General features: G+C 62.0%; 13 protein-coding genes and 1 pseudogene. 7 read left to right on the top strand and 7 right to left on the bottom strand.

The genetic code is table 11. From position 1 onward, the window contains the following. The 4 genes from BLX41_RS10010 to hmpA form a co-directional block, all read right to left on the bottom strand. Nucleotides 1-1517, bottom strand: a 1517-nt coding sequence (locus tag BLX41_RS10010) for a cbb3-type cytochrome c oxidase subunit I (protein WP_123724889.1), incomplete at its 3' end; no start/stop codon positions are given. Nucleotides 1518-1520: 3 nt separating this feature from the next. Further along, nucleotides 1521-2465 carry a ubiquinol oxidase subunit II gene (gene cyoA / locus BLX41_RS10015; protein WP_123724748.1) on the bottom strand — a complete coding sequence of 315 codons (945 nt, stop codon included), beginning with the start codon at nucleotides 2463-2465 and terminating at the stop codon, nucleotides 1521-1523. A gap of 795 nt (nucleotides 2466-3260) precedes the next feature. Further along, nucleotides 3261-3770, bottom strand: coding sequence for a disulfide bond formation protein B (locus BLX41_RS10025; RefSeq protein ID WP_123724749.1), 510 nt, complete (start codon nucleotides 3768-3770; stop codon nucleotides 3261-3263). Nucleotides 3771-4177: 407 nt separating this feature from the next. Then, nucleotides 4178-5359: an NO-inducible flavohemoprotein gene (hmpA, locus tag BLX41_RS10030; protein WP_123724750.1), complete on the bottom strand. Its 1182-nt coding sequence runs from the start codon at nucleotides 5357-5359 to the stop codon at nucleotides 4178-4180. A gap of 156 nt (nucleotides 5360-5515) precedes the next feature. Between hmpA and norR the strand changes: the two genes are divergently transcribed. The 4 genes from norR to BLX41_RS10050 all read left to right on the top strand — a co-directional run bounded on the left by norR (nucleotide 5516) and on the right by BLX41_RS10050 (nucleotide 9512). Further along, entirely contained in the window at nucleotides 5516-7072 is a 1557-nt protein-coding gene (gene norR / locus BLX41_RS10035) for a nitric oxide reductase transcriptional regulator NorR (RefSeq protein ID WP_123724751.1), read from the top strand. A 186-nt stretch (nucleotides 7073-7258) separates the two neighbouring features. Further along, entirely contained in the window at nucleotides 7259-8161 is a 903-nt protein-coding gene (locus BLX41_RS10040) for a chemotaxis protein CheV (protein ID WP_123724752.1), read from the top strand. A gap of 3 nt (nucleotides 8162-8164) precedes the next feature. Further along, complete coding sequence (locus BLX41_RS10045; RefSeq protein WP_123724753.1) at nucleotides 8165-8644, top strand: GNAT family N-acetyltransferase; 480 nt, start codon at nucleotides 8165-8167, stop codon at nucleotides 8642-8644. A gap of 118 nt (nucleotides 8645-8762) precedes the next feature. Beyond that, entirely contained in the window at nucleotides 8763-9512 is a 750-nt protein-coding gene (locus BLX41_RS10050; protein ID WP_123724754.1) for a YkgJ family cysteine cluster protein, read from the top strand. A 39-nt stretch (nucleotides 9513-9551) separates the two neighbouring features. Here the strand turns inward: BLX41_RS10050 and BLX41_RS10055 are convergent, their stop codons facing one another. From BLX41_RS10055 to BLX41_RS10060, 3 genes and pseudogenes are all read right to left on the bottom strand, one after another. Next, nucleotides 9552-10607 (bottom strand): methyl-accepting chemotaxis protein, encoded by a 1056-nt coding sequence (locus tag BLX41_RS10055; protein ID WP_404942760.1) that lies wholly within the window; start codon nucleotides 10605-10607, stop codon nucleotides 9552-9554. A 246-nt stretch (nucleotides 10608-10853) separates the two neighbouring features. Beyond that, nucleotides 10854-11135, bottom strand: a pseudogene (locus BLX41_RS37260) (PAS domain-containing protein); the annotation flags it as partial. Between the two features lie 157 nt (nucleotides 11136-11292). After that, nucleotides 11293-11538 carry a hypothetical protein gene (locus BLX41_RS10060; protein ID WP_123724756.1) on the bottom strand — a complete coding sequence of 82 codons (246 nt, stop codon included), beginning with the start codon at nucleotides 11536-11538 and terminating at the stop codon, nucleotides 11293-11295. A 222-nt stretch (nucleotides 11539-11760) separates the two neighbouring features. Here BLX41_RS10060 and BLX41_RS10065 point away from each other — a divergent pair, with 222 nt between their 5' ends. The 3 genes from BLX41_RS10065 to BLX41_RS34960 form a co-directional block, all read left to right on the top strand. Then, on the top strand, nucleotides 11761-12921 hold the full coding sequence (locus BLX41_RS10065; protein WP_123724757.1) for an efflux RND transporter periplasmic adaptor subunit: 1161 nt from the start codon (nucleotides 11761-11763) through the stop codon (nucleotides 12919-12921). After that, nucleotides 12918-16013, top strand: a complete 3096-nt coding sequence (locus BLX41_RS10070) for a multidrug efflux RND transporter permease subunit (RefSeq protein ID WP_123724758.1) — start codon at nucleotides 12918-12920, stop codon at nucleotides 16011-16013. Before BLX41_RS10065 ends, BLX41_RS10070 begins: the two co-directional genes overlap by 4 nt. A gap of 8 nt (nucleotides 16014-16021) precedes the next feature. Continuing rightward, nucleotides 16022-16234, top strand: a 213-nt coding sequence (locus BLX41_RS34960) for a response regulator (protein ID WP_185057509.1), incomplete at its 3' end; no start/stop codon positions are given.

The following is a 16234-nucleotide window of genomic DNA, read 5'->3' on the forward strand; positions in this document are numbered from 1 at the left end:
GCGATCATCAGCGCACCCACCATGGCGACGTACAGGTACGGCACCCACTCAGGGTTGGTAGTGGCGTTCAGACGACGGGTCATGCCCATGAAGCCCAGTGCATAGAGCGGCATGAAGGCGACGAAGAAGCCCGAGATCCAGAACCAGAATGCGGCCTTGCCCCAACCTTCATGCAGCTTGAAGCCGAAGGCTTTCGGGAAGTAGAAGCTGAAGCCGGCGATGTAGCCGAATACCGCGCCGCCAATGATCACGTTGTGGAAGTGAGCGATCACGAACAGGCTGTTGTGCAGGACGAAGTCGGCACCCGGGATGGCCAGCAGTACGCCGGTCATGCCGCCGATGGCGAAGGTCACCATGAAGCCCAGGGTCCACAGAACCTGGCTGGTGATGCGCAGACGGCCGTGGTAGATGGTGAACAGCCAGTTGAATAGCTTCACCCCCGTCGGGATCGAGATCAGCATGGTTGCCAGGCCGAAGAAGGCGTTGACGCTGGCACCCGAACCCATGGTGAAGAAGTGGTGCAGCCAGACCATGAAGCCCAGGATCGAGATCGCGCCGGAAGCGTAGATCATCGAGTGGTGGCCGAACAGGCGCTTGCCCGAGAAGGTCGAGATGACTTCGGAGAAGATACCGAACGCCGGCAGGATCAGGATGTACACCTCGGGGTGACCCCAGGCCCAGAACAGGTTCACGTACATCATTGGATTGCCACCAAGTTCATTGGTGAAAATGTGGAAATCCATGTAACGGTCAAGCGTCAGCAGTGCCAGGGTAGCGGTGAGGATCGGGAACGAAGCCACGATCAGCACGTTGGCCCAGGTGCAGGTCCAGGTGAAGATCGGCATGTCCATCATCTTCATGCCCGGGGTACGCATTTTCAGCACGGTGGCCAGAAAGTTGACCCCCGTCAGCGTTGTCCCCAGACCCGATAGCTGTAGCGCCCAGATGTAGTAGTCCACACCCACGCCCGGACTGTATTGCAGGCCCGACAGCGGCGGATAGGCAACCCAGCCGGTCTTGGCGAATTCGCCAACGCCCAGGGACAGGTTGATCAGCACCACGCCCGATACCAGCAGCCAGAAGCTCAGGGAGTTGAGGAACGGATAGGCCACGTCACGCGCGCCGATCTGCAGCGGCACGACAAGGTTCATCAGGCCGGTGAAGAATGGCATCGCCATGAAGATGATCATGATCACACCGTGGGCGGTGAAGATCTGGTCATAGTGTTCAGGTGGCAGGTAGCCAGGCGACCCCTCGGTGGCCATGGCCAGCTGGGTACGCATCATGATGGCGTCGGCGAAGCCACGCAGCAGCATGACCATGGCGACGATGATGTACATCACACCGATTTTCTTGTGGTCGACGGACGTCAGCCACTCGGTCCACAGGTAGGTCCACTTCTTGAAGTAGGTGATTGCCGCGAACAGCGCCAGACCACCGAGCGCGATCATGGCAATGGTCACCATGACAATCGGCTCGTGGAACGGAATCGCTTCCAGACTTAATTTACCAAACATCGTTTACTCCTCTGCCCCGGCAGCTGAATGCGAACTCACGTCCATCCCTTCGGTTGCGGCCACTTCCTTTTCTTTCTTCTCGTGCTTGAGCGGCTGGCCCGGTTTCATGCCTTCATACTTGTCGATGATGGTCTGGAACAGGTTCGGCGCGTACGCGGAGTAGAGCTCTACAGGATTGTTCTGGCTCGCCTTGGAAAGGGCTTCGTATTCAGCGGTGTCCAGCTGTTTAGGTGCCTTCTTGACTTCGTTTACCCAGGCGTCGAAATCTTCCTGACTGGTTGCGATCGCTTTGAATTTCATGCCGGTAAAGCCCGCGCCGCTGTAGTTGGCGGAGATACCTTCAAGTTCGGTGTTCTGGTTGGCAATCAGGTGCAGCTTGGTGGTCATGCCCGCCATCGCGTAGATCTGGCCGCCCAGGCCCGGGATGAAGAACGAATTCATCACGGTGTCGGAGGTCACGCGGAAGTTCACCGGGGTATGGGCCGGGAAAACGATCTTGTTGACGGTGGCGATCCCTTGGTCGGGATAGATGAACAGCCACTTCCAGTCCATGGCGACCACTTCAATGGTGACCGGCTTGACGTCGGACTCCAGCGGACGGTACGGGTCCAGGGCGTGGGTCGACTTGTAGGTGACATAACCCAGGGCAATGATGATCAGCACCGGAACCAGCCACACCGCGATTTCGATCTTGGTGGAGTGGGACCACTTCGGCGCGTAGGTCGCATCCTTGTTCGAGGCGCGGTATTTCCAGGCGAAGGCGAAGGTCATGATGATGACCGGCACAACCACCAGCAGCATCAGAATGGTTGCCGTGATGATCAGGTTTCGTTCATCCAGACCGACCTGACCCTTGGGATCGAGCAAGGTCCATTTGCAGCCTCCCAGCATCAACATGCCGAGCAGCGGCAATAAGCCTAGTAATCTGGGGTACCTGTTTTTACTCATCTCACGACCTCTAAAGCAGCTTGCGCAATGCAGTTGGGTTTTGATCGCCAACACTTCACCCTGCCAAGGGTTGGCATTTTTCTTCAATTGAATAAGGGCCTGCCCGTTGGGTTAAACGCTCAACGACACATCCCGGGCTAGCAGTGGTTCTTATTCGATCTCGTGGTCAAAGGCCTTGTTACAGACCAATTCCATTTGGTGCGGAAGTTTGGAAGGCGCCGACACCCGCAGTCGCATGGAGCGCTCTATCCGCCCCTCGACCGTCCTCGTGTGCTCAGGGATGAGCAGCGTCGGAAATTCAGTGCGGGCGATTGTAGATATGTCGCGTTTTATAAACCATGTCTTATCCCGAAATAATTTTTATCTCTGAGCGCAACAATCGTTCACGATTGTTGCGAAGGATCTCAATCATAACGATTTTCATTATCAACAAAAAGCCCGAAAAGAGACTCCACAAGGCCCCGCCGCCGGACCGCTACCCGCCCCTGAAAGCCGTCTTTCGTATGGCTTCACCCCTTGTAAAACGGGGTCTGTGAAGAATTGTATAGATAGCAGGCTATGGGTTTTTCCCAATAGCGCGGCTTACACAAACTGACAGACTTGTGTGGAACCAGTTGCTCGGAATGCAGTCTGTTGCAAGCCCCCGACCGCCCCTCTGCGACCGCGACAGTGTGACAACATGTCGCACTTTTGCCGCACCCCGGCTTGCCGCAAATCACGGACTTTTCAGCTGTCGAATGAACGGCATGAAAAAGCCCCGGCCTCTGTTGGGAGACCGGGGCTTTTCCGGGTAGATCAGTAGGTTTTCTTGCGGTTGCGAACAATGCCCAGCGGCACCAGGATCACCGTCAGCACGAACGCCAGCAGTGCCCACTGGGCCAGGGACAGCCCAAGGATCGGCGGATACGGTGTGGAGCAGAAGCCATCTACCTGAAAGCCCAGGGGAAAGATCGTCGCCAAGGGCAGGCTGTCGACAATTGGCTGCAGCACGTCAATGCCACAGCTCACCACCGGATAGAACTGGGTGTACACATGGTGCCCGGCCACTCCCGCGCCGGCGATGGCACTGATGACCACCAGGATCTCCATGAGGGTGATGCCCCGTCGCGAGCTCAGGGCCGCGCCGATGAAGGCGAACAGTGCAATCAGCAGCAAAGCGTAGCGCTGCAGGATGCACAGTGGGCAAGGCGCTTCGCCCAATACCACCTGCATGTACAGGGCCCCACCGATCAGCGCCAGGCAGATAACCCCCAGCAGCACCAGGAAGCGCCGTTCACGTCCCAAACGCAGTCTGTCGTCACTCATCCCTATTCCTTTTTTCTGTTGTCTATCCAACTGGGCCGCCACTGCTGGTCACGGCAGCCTGCGGTTGAATTGCGAAGTTGATCTGATTGCCATCGGGTGCCCGGAAGTCTACACGCTGATCATGACCTTTGAATGCATTGCATCGAAGGCAATACCCAAGGTTCACGGGCCTGGGGGACGCACAATGAAAGGGCCGGCATGGCTACGCCATGTCGGCATCGAGGGGAATTAACGACAGGCAGGTTAAGCAAGGATTAACAACCCAGCCCCATTGCAGGGCTGGCTTGAACAGGAGCGGGCTCGTGTAGGAGCTGGCTTGCCAGCGAAGGCATCGGTGCAGATAGCGCTAGAGTCACGGGCGTCTTCGCCGGCAAGCCGGCTCCTACAGGCAGGAGCCGGTGTTTGGATTATTCCAGGGCCGCCGCCGGGCCGAAGAACTCATAGCGACTTTGTTGCTCGGGGATGCCCAGGGCCTTCAGGTGGCGCTTGATGGCCGCCATGAAACCCTTGGGTCCGAGGAAATAGGCATCCAGATCACGCTGCTCCGGCAACCAGTCGGCCAACTGCTCCCGAGTCAGCAGCCCCAGTTTGTCCGCCGCGGGGCTGACGCCATCGTCCTCGGCGTAGCAGTAGAAACGCTTGAGCTGTGGATAACGTTGCGCCAACTCGTCGACCCAGTGGCGGAACGCATGCACCTGGCCGTTGCGTGCACAGTGAATGAAATGCACCGGGCGTTCGGTAGCCAGCGCTGCCTCCAGCATCGGCAGGGTCGGGGTAATACCGACGCCGCCGCTGATCAGCACCAGAGGCTTGTCGCTGGCCACCAGGGTGAACTCACCCGCCGGCGGAAACAGCATGATGCGCGCGCCCACCGGGCACTGGTCATGCAGGTAGTTGGACGCCACGCCTCCGGCCTCGCGCTTGACGCTGATGCGGTACTGGCCCTGGCTGGCAAGCGCCGACAGGGAATAATTGCGGCGTACTTCCGCGCCCTCTATAAAGAGCTGCAAGCCGATGTACTGCCCTGGCTCGGCGGCGAGGATCGGCCCCTGGTCCAGCGGCTCGAAGTAGAAGGAGGTGATTTCCGCGCTCTCCTCAACCTTATCCACCAATGTGAATTCCCGCGCACCCCGCCAGCCACCAGGTGCCTGGGCCTTCTCGTCGTAGATGGCCGCCTCGGCGCCGATCAGGATATCCGCCAGCTGGTTATAGGCCTCACCCCAGGCATTGATCACCTCGGGAGTGGCAATCTCGCTGCCCAGCACTTCCGAGATGGCCCGCAACAGGCAGGTGCCCACGATGGGGTAATGCTCCGGCAGTATCTGCAGGGCCACATGCTTGTTGATGATCTTGGCCACCAGGTCGCCCAGTTGATCCAACTGGTCGATATGCCGGGCATACATCAGTACCCCGTTGGCCAGGGCCCGGGGCTGATCACCGCTGGCCTGGTGTGCCTGGTTGAACAGTGGACGCACCTCGGGGTACTCGGAAAGCATCATCCGGTAGAAATGAGTAATCAGGGCTTCGCCACCGCTTTCCAGCAGCGGCACAGTGGATTTGATGATGGCGCGATCTTGAACGCTTAGCATAGGGACAACTCCTGGACTTTTTGACTGCTTGCAGGTTGCCCTTGTCTAATCAGTTTTCATGCCACAAATTAAATCGTTTAAAATCAATAGCTTGAAATATAAATAGTCATAAAGACACACATGCATTTATAGTCATTAGGACAACATGGAGTCCTTATGACTGCAAAATCCCTACTCACGACCCTACTGCCCCTGGTGACCGATCTGTCCCGGGAACTGCCCGAGGGCGAACGTTACCGCCGCCTGCTGGAAGCCCTGCGCGCCCTGCTGCCCTGCGATGCCACTGCACTGCTGCGCCTGGATGGCGAATGGCTGGTGCCGCTGGCGGTCAACGGCCTGAGTACCGATACCCTGGGCCGCCGCTTCAAGGTCAGCGAACACCCGCGCTTTGCCGCCCTACTCGGCAGTCCGGGCCCGACCCGTTTTGCCAGCGACAGTGAACTTCCCGATCCCTATGACGGCCTGGTGGAAGGTCTCGACGATCACCTGGAAGTCCATGACTGCATGGGCTGTCCGCTGTTCATCGATGAGCGCCCCTGGGGCCTGCTGACTCTCGACGCGCTCGACCCGCAACGCTTCGAGCCTATCGAGCTGGACGCCCTGCAAGCCTTCGCCAGCCTCGCTGCGGCCACCGTCAGCGCCGCCGAACGCATCGAGCGCCTGGCACTGCGCGCCGAAAACGAGCATCAACGGGCCGAGGTCTTTCGCCAGGCCAGCGGACAGAACCGCGAAATGATCGGCCAGAGCAAGGCCCACAAGCGTTTGCTGGAAGAGATCAGCCTGGTGGGCGGCAGCGACCTGACCGTGCTGATCACCGGTGAAACCGGCGTTGGCAAGGAGTTGGTGGCCCAGGCCATTCACGCGGCCTCGCCCCGAGCTGAGCAACCGATCATCAGCCTCAACTGCGCGGCCCTGCCCGACACCCTGGTGGAGAGCGAGCTGTTCGGCCATGTGCGCGGCGCCTTTACCGGGGCCACTCAGGATCGTCGGGGTAAATTCGAACTGGCCAATGGCGGCACCCTGTTTCTCGATGAAGTCGGCGAGCTGTCGCTGACGGTCCAGGCCAAGCTGCTGCGGGTGCTGCAAAGCGGTCAATTGCAGCGCCTGGGCTCGGACAAGGAACATCAGGTGGACGTGCGCCTGATCGCCGCCACCAACCGCGATCTGGCAGAGGAGGTACGTAACGGTCGCTATCGCGCCGATTTCTACCATCGCCTCAGTGTTTACCCGCTGCGGGTGCCGGCCCTGCGGGACCGTGGTCGGGACGTGTTGCTGCTCAGCGGCTACTTTCTGGAACAGAACCGTTCGCGCATGGGCCTGGGCAGCCTGCGCCTGAGCGCCGATGCGCAACAGGCGCTGCTGGCCTACAGTTGGCCGGGCAACGTCCGCGAGCTCGAACACTTGATAGGCCGCAGCGCCCTCAAGGCCTTGGGCAACTGCCGTGAGCGGCCGAAGATCCTCAGCCTGGATGCAACGGACCTGGACCTGCCCCGGGTCAGCGAAAAGGCGTCTGCGGTGCCTGAGCAAGCCCTAGAAAGCACGCCCCTGGCGCTCGCCAACGGCGACCTGCGCCAGGCCACCGAGCACTATCAGCGCCAACTGATCAACGCCTGCCTTGAACGGCACCAGCACAACTGGGCCAGCGCCGCCCGTGAGCTAGGCTTGGACAGGGCCAACCTCAGCCGTCTGGCCAAACGCCTGGGCCTGCGGTAGACGCCAGGGGCCGGCTCGTAGGAGCCGGCTTGCCAGCAAAAGGCACGCCGTCAATCCAGGGACCTGCGCGTCAGCCGACGGAAAGCGGCCTCGCCGCTAAAGCCCGCCCTGAATACGTCGATAACCCGTTATCAAGGGTTATCCGTGGGTCGAGCCACAAGCCAATTTTTTCCAGAGAAGGTTTTTATGTCCTCCAACAAAGCCCGCGCAGACTCGCTTTCGCTTCTGCTGTTTACCTTGCGCAGCGGCAAGCTGATGGCAATCAACCTGCTTAAAGTCAGTGAAATCATCCCCTGCCCGCCGCTGACCAAGCTGCCGGAATCCCACCCTCACGTGAAAGGCATCGCCACCTTGCGGGGCAACTCCCTGTCGGTGATCGACCTCAGCCGGGCCATCGGCGAACGCCCCTTGGCAGACCCGGACAGCGGCTGCCTGATCGTCACCGACGTCAGCCGTTCCAAACAGGGCCTGCACGTACAGGCGGTGAGCAAGATCGTCCATTGCCTGACCACCGATATCCGCCCGCCACCCTTTGGTTCCGGCGGTATCAAGTCCTACATCACCGGGGTAACCCAGGTGGACGGCACGCTGGTGCAGGTGCTGGATATCGAGAAAGTGATCCACGGCATCGCCCCGGCACAGATCGAGATGGCGCCCACCGAACTGAGCATGGAAGACGCCGAAGCCCTGGGCAATGCGCGCATCCTGGTGGTGGACGACAGCCAGGTCGCGCTGCAGCAATCGGTGCACACCCTGCGCAACCTCGGCCTGCAATGTCACACCGCCCGCAGCGCCAAAGAGGCCATCGACTGCCTGCTGGAGCTGCAAGGCACGGCCAACGAGATCAACCTGATCGTCTCGGACATCGAGATGTCCGAAATGGATGGCTATGCCCTGACCCGGACCCTGCGGGAAACCCCGGACTTCGCCCATCTGTATGTGTTGCTGCACACCTCGCTGGACAGCGCCATGAACAGCGAAAAAGCGCGCCTGGCCGGAGCCAATGCGGTACTCACCAAGTTTTCCTCGCCGGAACTGACCCGCTGCCTGATCGACGCCGCCAAGGCCATCGCCAGCCAGGCCGCCTGAGCCATGAGCGAGATCCACTGCCTGCTGTTGCGCCGTGATCTCAGCGTCCCGCAGCTCCCCCCGCAGTGGCCGGCGGGCATCACTGTGCAACACTATCGCCCGGAACTGGCCGAGGCCGTGCATCAACTGATGCACCTGGGCTACCAGGACGGCGGCGGCCAGGTGCCGCCCCTGGAAGACTGGCGCCGGGCCTTCGAAACCGATGCCGAGTACGACCCCCGCCTGTGCCTGGTGGTGCAGGACACTGAGGGCGTGGTAGCAGTGGCCCAGTGCTGGACCAGCGCCTATATCAAGGATCTGGTGGTGCACCCTCGGGCCCGTGGTCAAGGACTGGGCCGCGCCCTGCTGTTGCAGGCCTTCGTGATGTTCGCCGAACGCAAGGAAGGCTTTGTCGATCTCAGGGTACTGGAAGACAACCTGCGGGCACGGCGCTTGTATGAAAGCGCCGGCATGCATATCGTGCGTCGCGAAGTCATGCCTTAGGCGGCAGCCATCAAGACCCGACAGCTGGCGTGCAACTTGCTTCCATACGGCCCTTGGCCGCGCCAATAACAGTATTTATGGCGCTATCCCTGTCGACCCAGAACGGTTTGCTCGCTCCATGAATACTCGGTTTTCCTGCGTTGGTTGCGGCAAGTGCTGCAATGATCACCATGTGCCCCTGACCCTCACGGAAGCCCGGGCCTGGGCCGCCGACGGCGGTCAGGTGATCGTTCTGGTGGAGGCCTTCCTCGGCAATGGTCTGGGGCTGCCGGCGCAACAGCGCGAACACGCCGAGCGCCGCTCCTGCCGGGTCACCAGTGGCAGTACCGAAGCCTACGTGGCGATCACCTTTGCCGCCTACAACGTCGGCCCCTGCCGGAATCTTGACGAAGACCAGTTGTGCCGCATCTATGAGCGTCGCCCGCTGGTGTGCCGCATCTACCCCATGGAGATCAACCCCCATATCCCCCTCAACCCACTGGCCAAGGAGTGCCCGCCGGAATCCTGGGAACAGGGGCCGCAGCTGATCCTGGGGGGAGAACTGGTGGATAGGGAACTGGCCGAGCTGATCGGCCGCTCGCGCCAGGCCGATCGCGACGATATCCACACCAAGGAAGCCATCTGCGCCCTGCTGGGCATTCGCACCACAGCCCTCAAGGGCGACGGTTTCACCGCGTACTTGCCCGACATCAATGCCCTGGCCAAGGCCATCGATCAGGTTCAGGCAGCACCACCCGCGGCATCGAATCAGCCCTGGCACTTTCACCTGTCCGGGAATGACATCGCCGGCCAGGTCCAGGCTGCCGGCGCCCTGGTGGTCAGCGAAGCCGGCCTGGACTATGCCTTCATCTCGCTGCGCGCCGCCTGACCCCGCAGGAGCCGGCGAACCGGCGCTCCGCAAACCGGCCTATCCACGCTTGTGCCAGAACTCCTGGGCCAGTTGCCGCAGGTCCCCCGCCAGCCCGGCCACGTCGCCCGAGTTGACATGACTGAGCTGGCCGGCACTGACCGTCACTTCACAGGCATTGCGAATACCGATGATGTTGCGGTTGATGTCTTCACTCACTGCGCTCTGCTCCTCCACCGCCGCGGCAATCTGCAGGCTCATTTCGGTGATCTGGTTGACCCGCTGACTGATGCCATCCAGGGCCACCGCGGCGCGCTGAGCCTGATCGACGCTGCTTTCCACATGCTGACTGCTGTGCTGCATGGCCTCCACGGCATGGCGCGCCGCATTTTGCAGGGTGCTGATCATGCGCTGGATTTCGTTGGTGGAATCCTGGGTCCGCTGGGCCAGCCCGCGCACCTCATCGGCTACCACGGCAAAGCCGCGTCCCTGCTCCCCGGCCCGCGCCGCTTCGATCGCAGCGTTCAGGGCCAGCAGGTTGGTTTGCTCGGCGATGCTGCGGATCACCTCCAGCACTCCGGAAATATCCGCACTGTGGCCCTCCAGCTGATGAATGACCTCGGTGGCCCGCTCCAGCTCACTGGCCAGACGCAACACCGCGCTGCGGCTTTCACCCACCAATAGATGACCCTCGCGGGTTTCGCATTCGGCCTGATCCGCAGCCACCGATGCCTGCTGGGCATGGGTGGCGACTTGCGCCACGCTGGCGGCCATCTGGTGAATGGCGGCCGCCACCTGATCGGTTTCCGCCTGCTGCTCCAAGGTGCTGTTGTGGCTGCTGTGCAGATGTTCAACCAGCTCCGCAGCATGCCCGGCCAGTCGCTGGGACGCATCGCCGATCCGCCCCACAACCGCCCCAACCTGGGCTTCAAGCATCTGCAAGGCGAACTCGATACGCCCGAACTCATCGCCGCGACCGGTGTAGATGCCCTGGCTCAACGGGTTGTCGCCGACCTGCCGTGCCCGCTCGGTCAGCCGATCCAGTGGCCGCAGCTGCGCACCGACCGCGACCAGGCTCAGGCACCAGCCCATGGCCATCACCGTCCCCTGGACCATCCAGGATTCGGGCAGCAACCACACCGAAACACCATACGTGCCGATGAAACCGGCGCTGATCGATGCCCACAGACGCAGACGCAGACTCATGACCGGCAACAGGCTCCACCAGGAAGGCCCCGCGCCGTTGAGTCGGGCATAAGCCCGTTCCGCAGCCTCGATCTGCTGTGCACTGGGCTTGGTGCGTACCGACTGGTATTCCACCGCCTGCCCGTCGCGGGTCACCGGCGTGACGTAAGCGCTGACCCAGTAGTGATCGCCGTTCTTGCAACGATTCTTCACCAGGCCCATCCACGAACGACCGCGCTTGAGGGTGCGCCACATGTGGCCGAACGCCGCCGCAGGCATGTCCGGATGGCGCATCAGGTGGTGAGGCGAGCCCAGCAACTCCTCGCGGCTGTAGCCGCTGATCTCGATGAAATCAGGATTGGCGTAGGTGATCGCGCTGGTCAGATCGGTGGTCGAGAGGATGTTCGCATCAGGGGCAAAGTCCACGTTTCGCCCAGTAACCGGAAGGTTGATCTTCATGGGAAGCGCGCTCGTAATTGTTAGGAGGAGTCGGCAGGGCTGCTGACTCTAAGCGCACTGATGCCACAAATACTGATCCAGCTCAGGTTTAAAGCAATTAGCCATCATTGCGATTAAAAAGCGCAAATCGAGGCAATGTCTTCGATTGTCGGCGATATCAACGTTTGCCCATGGAGCGCCGAGTGCCGGGAGGCGCTGCGCCGGGGGTCTTGGTGTGGCCATTGCTGGCGCCGTTCTTGTACCAGGGCTGCTGAGCGTTTTTTGCCGCGGCGAATTCGGACGGTTTGAAGGGAAACTTGAACGCCGGGATCGCAGCCTTGCCCTCGGTTTCAGGGGTGGCCGGCTCGGCCGCAGGATCAACGCTCAGGGCGTCATCCGCAGCAGGTTGTGCAGGGGAAGTCATGGAAACTCCAGGAGAGAAAGAAAATCCGGGCCGAGGGACGGGCCACAGTGGCCGGCAGTATACCTGTGTGCCTGCAATCTTTGACCTGGGCCACAAGGGCTGACCGATACTTTTCTGACAGCGCTGACAGCTGGCCGTCACCCTGCTGACCGGGTTAGCGGACTATAACTGTGCACAGATCATGGCCATCCTTCCGACATCACTGCCCGGCGCCCTACCTCCATGCCCATTGCCAAGAAAACCGTCGTGACCGCAACGCTTCTCCTGGCCATCGCCGCCGCTGCGATCTGGTTCCTCAACAAACCCGCGAGCCCCAGGCTGGCCGCGCCCACGGCGATACCGGTGCGGGTGGTGCACGTGATCCAGCAGGACGTACCGCGCTACACCAGCGGCATAGGTTCAGTGCTGTCGCTGCACAGCGTGATCATCCGCCCCCAGGTGGACGGCATCCTCACCCGATTGCTGGTCAAGGAAGGACAGCTGGTGAAGGCGGGCGACCTGCTGGCCACTCTCGATGACCGTTCGATCCGCGCCAACCTGGATCAGGCCCGGGCCCAGCTGGCACAGAATCAGGCCCAGTTGCAGGTGGCGCAGATCAATCTCAAGCGCTACAAGCTGCTGTCGGTGGATGACGGTATATCGAAGCAGACGTACGACCAGCAGGTGGCCCTGGTCAATCAGCTCAATGCCACGGCCCAGGGCAACCAGGCCGCCATCGACGCCACCCAGGTACAACTCTCCTACACCCAGATCCGCTCTCCCGTCACCGGTCGGGTGGGTATTCGTACCGTGGATGAAGGCAACTTCCTGCGCATGACCGACACCCAGGGCCTGTTTTCGGTGACCCAGATTGACCCCATCGCCGTGGAGTTCTCCCTGCCCCAGCAAATGCTGCCGACCTTGCAGCAACTGATCCGCGCCCCGGAGCCTGCGGCGGTCCAGGCCTACCTGGGCGCCGACAGCAACAGCCCCGGCGCTCTGCTGGGCAACGGCCACCTGACGCTGATCGACAACCAGATCAATGCCGGTACCGGCACCATTCGCGTCAAGGCCGAGTTCGACAACGCTCAGCAAAAGCTCTGGCCCGGACAATTGGTGACCGTGAAGATCCAGACGGCGCTGGACCAGGCCGCGCTTACTGTGCCGCCTACCGTGGTCCAGCGCGGCCTGGATCAGCACTTCGTGTTCAGGGTCAAAGGCCAGCAAGTGGAAAGCGTGCCGGTGCAGGTGGTGTATCAGGACAGTGGCCTGAACATCATCTCCGGCGTCCAGGCCGGAGACGTGCTGGTCAGTGACGGCCAGTCGCGGCTCAAGCCCGGCTCCCAGGTCCAGGTACTGAGCGACCCGCCCCCCCTGGTGCAGGCTTCGGAGTCCAAGCCATGAAGGACCGTGGCTCGGTGTCCGCCTGGTGCATCGACCATCCGGTCGCCACCGTGTTGCTGACGTTTGCGCTGGTGCTGCTGGGGCTGATCGCATTTCCGCGCCTGCCGGTGGCGCCGCTGCCGGAGGCCGAATTTCCCACCATCCAGGTGTCCGCCGCCCTGCCCGGGGCCAGCCCGGACACCATGGCGTCCTCGGTGGCCACGCCGCTTGAGGTGCAGTTCAGCGCCATTCCCGGCATGACCCAGATGACCTCCAGCAGCGCCCTGGGCTCGTCCCTGCTGACCCTGCAGTTCACCTTGAACAAGAGCATCGATACCGCCGCCCAGGAAGTCCAGGCGGCCATCAACACCGCCGCCGGCAAGCTGCCCAAGGACATGCCGACCCTGCCGACCTGGAAGAAGGTCAACCCGGCGGACAGCCCGGTGCTGATCCTCAGCATCAGCTCGACGCAGATGCCCGGTACCGAACTGAGCGACTACGCGGAAACCCTGCTGGCCCGGCAGATCAGCCAGATCGACGGCGTTGGCCAGATCAACATCACTGGCCAGCAGCGCCCGGCCATCCGAGTCCAGGCTTCGGCAGACAAGCTGGCGGCCATCGGCCTGACCCTGGCCGACATCCGCCTGGCGATCCAGCAGACCAGCCTCAACCTGGCCAAGGGCGCGCTGTATGGCGAGTCGAGCATCTCCACCCTGTCCACCAACGACCAGCTGTTCCATCCCGAGGAATACGGCCAGCTGATCGTTTCCTACAAGGACGGTGCACCGGTGCACCTGCAGGACGTGGCGCGGGTGGTCAACGGCTCGGAAGACGCCTACGTCCAGGCCTGGTCCGGCGACCAGCCGGGAGTCAATCTGGTGATCTCGCGCCAGCCCGGGGCCAATATCGTCGACACCGTGGACCGTATCCAGGCCGCGCTGCCGGGCCTTGAGGCCATGCTGCCGGCGTCGGTACAGGTCAAGGTGCTGGTGGACCGTACCCAGACCATCCGGGCCTCGCTGCACGAGGTGGAGATCACTCTGCTGATCGCCGTGCTGCTGGTGGTGGCAGTGATGGCGCTGTTCCTGCGCCAGTGGTCGGCGACCCTGATCGTCTCCGCGGTGCTCGGGGTATCGCTGACCGCCAGCTTCGCCCTGATGTACATGATGGGTTTCAGCCTGAACAACCTGACCCTGGTGGCCATCGTCATTGCCGTGGGCTTTGTGGTGGACGATGCCATCGTGGTGGTGGAGAACATCCACCGTCACCTGGAGGCCGGCGACGGCATGCGCGAGGCGGCGATCAAGGGCGCCGGCGAGATTGGCTTCACCGTGGTCTCCATCAGCTTTTCCCTGGTGGCGGCGTTCATTCCCCTGCTGTTCATGGGCGGTGTAGTGGGCCGTCTGTTCAAGGAGTTCGCCCTGACCGCCACCTCCACCATCATGATTTCGGTGGTGGTTTCGCTGACCCTGGCGCCCACCCTGGCGGCCCTGTTCATGCGCACCCCGGTGCACCCGGCCCATGCCCGGCCGGGCTTCGGCGAGCGCCTGCTGGCGTTCTATGAACGCGGCCTGCGCAAGGCCCTGGCCCATCAGAAACTGATGCTGGGGATTTTCGTCCTGACCCTGGGCATGGCCATTGCCGGCTATATCCTGATCCCCAAGGGCTTCTTCCCGGTGCAGGACACCGGCTTCGTGCTCGGCACTACCGAAGCGGTGGCGGACATTTCCTACCCGGACATGGTGAAAAAACACCAGGCCCTGGCCGAGATCGTCGCCGCCGACCCGGCGGTGCAAGCCTTCTCCCACTCCGTGGGTGTCTCCGGCAGCAACCAGACCATCGCCAACGGCCGCTTCTGGATCTCACTGAAAAAACGTGGCGACCGGGATGTTTCCGCCAGCGCCTTCATCGACCGCATCCGTCCGCAACTGATGCAGGTGCCCGGCATCGTTCTCTACCTGCGGGCCGGCCAGGACATCAACCTCAGCTCTGGTCCCAGCCGTGCCCAATACCAGTACGTGCTCAAAAGCAACGACGGCCCGACCCTGAGTACCTGGACCCAGCGCCTGACCGAGAAGCTGCGCAGCAACCCGGCGTTCCGCGATATTTCCAACGACCTGCAACTGGGCGGCAGCATTACCCACATCAACATCGATCGGACCGCCGCCGCACGCTTCGGCCTCACCGCCAGCGATGTCGACGAGGCGCTGTACGACGCCTTCGGCCAACGTCAGATCAATGAATTCCAGACCGAGATCAACCAGTACAACGTGATCCTCGAACTCGACACTCAGCAACGGGGCAAGGCCGAGAGCCTCAACTACTTCTACCTGCGCTCGCCGCTGACCGGGGAAATGGTTCCGCTGTCGGCCCTGGCACGCTTCGATGCCCCCAGCATCGGTCCTTTGTCGATCGCCCACGACGGCATGTTTCCAGCGGCCAATCTGTCGTTCAACCTGGCCCCCGGCGTGGCGCTGGGGGACGCAGTGATCCTGCTTGACCAGGCCAAGAGCGAGATCGGCATGCCGGCGGCCATCAGCGGCAACTTCCAGGGCGCGGCCCAGGCCTTCCAGAGTTCCCTGGCCAGCCAGCCGTACCTGATTCTTGCCGCGCTGGTGGCGGTCTACATCATTCTCGGGGTGTTGTACGAAAGCTTCGTGCATCCGCTGACGATCATTTCCACCCTGCCTTCGGCCGGGCTCGGCGCCTTGTTGATGCTCTGGCTCTGTGGCCAGGATTTTTCCATCATGGCGTTGATCGGCCTGGTGCTGCTGATCGGCATCGTCAAGAAAAACGGCATCCTGATGATCGACTTCGCCCTGGAGGCCCAGCGCAACCGTGGCCTGCCTCCTGAAGAAGCGATCTACCAGGCCTGTATCACCCGTTTCCGGCCCATCATCATGACCACCCTGGCCGCGCTGCTCGGCGCCCTGCCGCTGATGCTCGGCTATGGCACCGGCGCCGAACTGCGCCAGCCCCTGGGCATCGCCGTGGTCGGCGGGTTGCTGGTGAGCCAGGCCCTGACGCTGTTCACCACGCCGGTCATATACTTGTGGCTCGAGCGGCTGTTCCACCGGCCCCAGCCGGCCCTTTCGCCGGCCACCAACACCTGAGGCGGGTCATGCGCGTTCTGATTATCGAAGACGAAGAAAAAACCGCGGACTACCTGCATCGCGGGTTGACCGAACAGGGCTACACCGTCGACCTGGCCCGGGATGGCGTCGAGGGCCTGCACCTGGCTCTGGAAAGCGATTATGCGGTGATCGTGCTGGATGTGATGCTCCCCGGCCTGGACGGCTTTGGCGTGCTGCGGGCCCTGCGGGCGCGCAAGCAG

Source organism: Pseudomonas protegens (assembly GCF_003732485.1).
Lineage (GTDB): Bacteria > Pseudomonadota > Gammaproteobacteria > Pseudomonadales > Pseudomonadaceae > Aquipseudomonas > Aquipseudomonas protegens_B.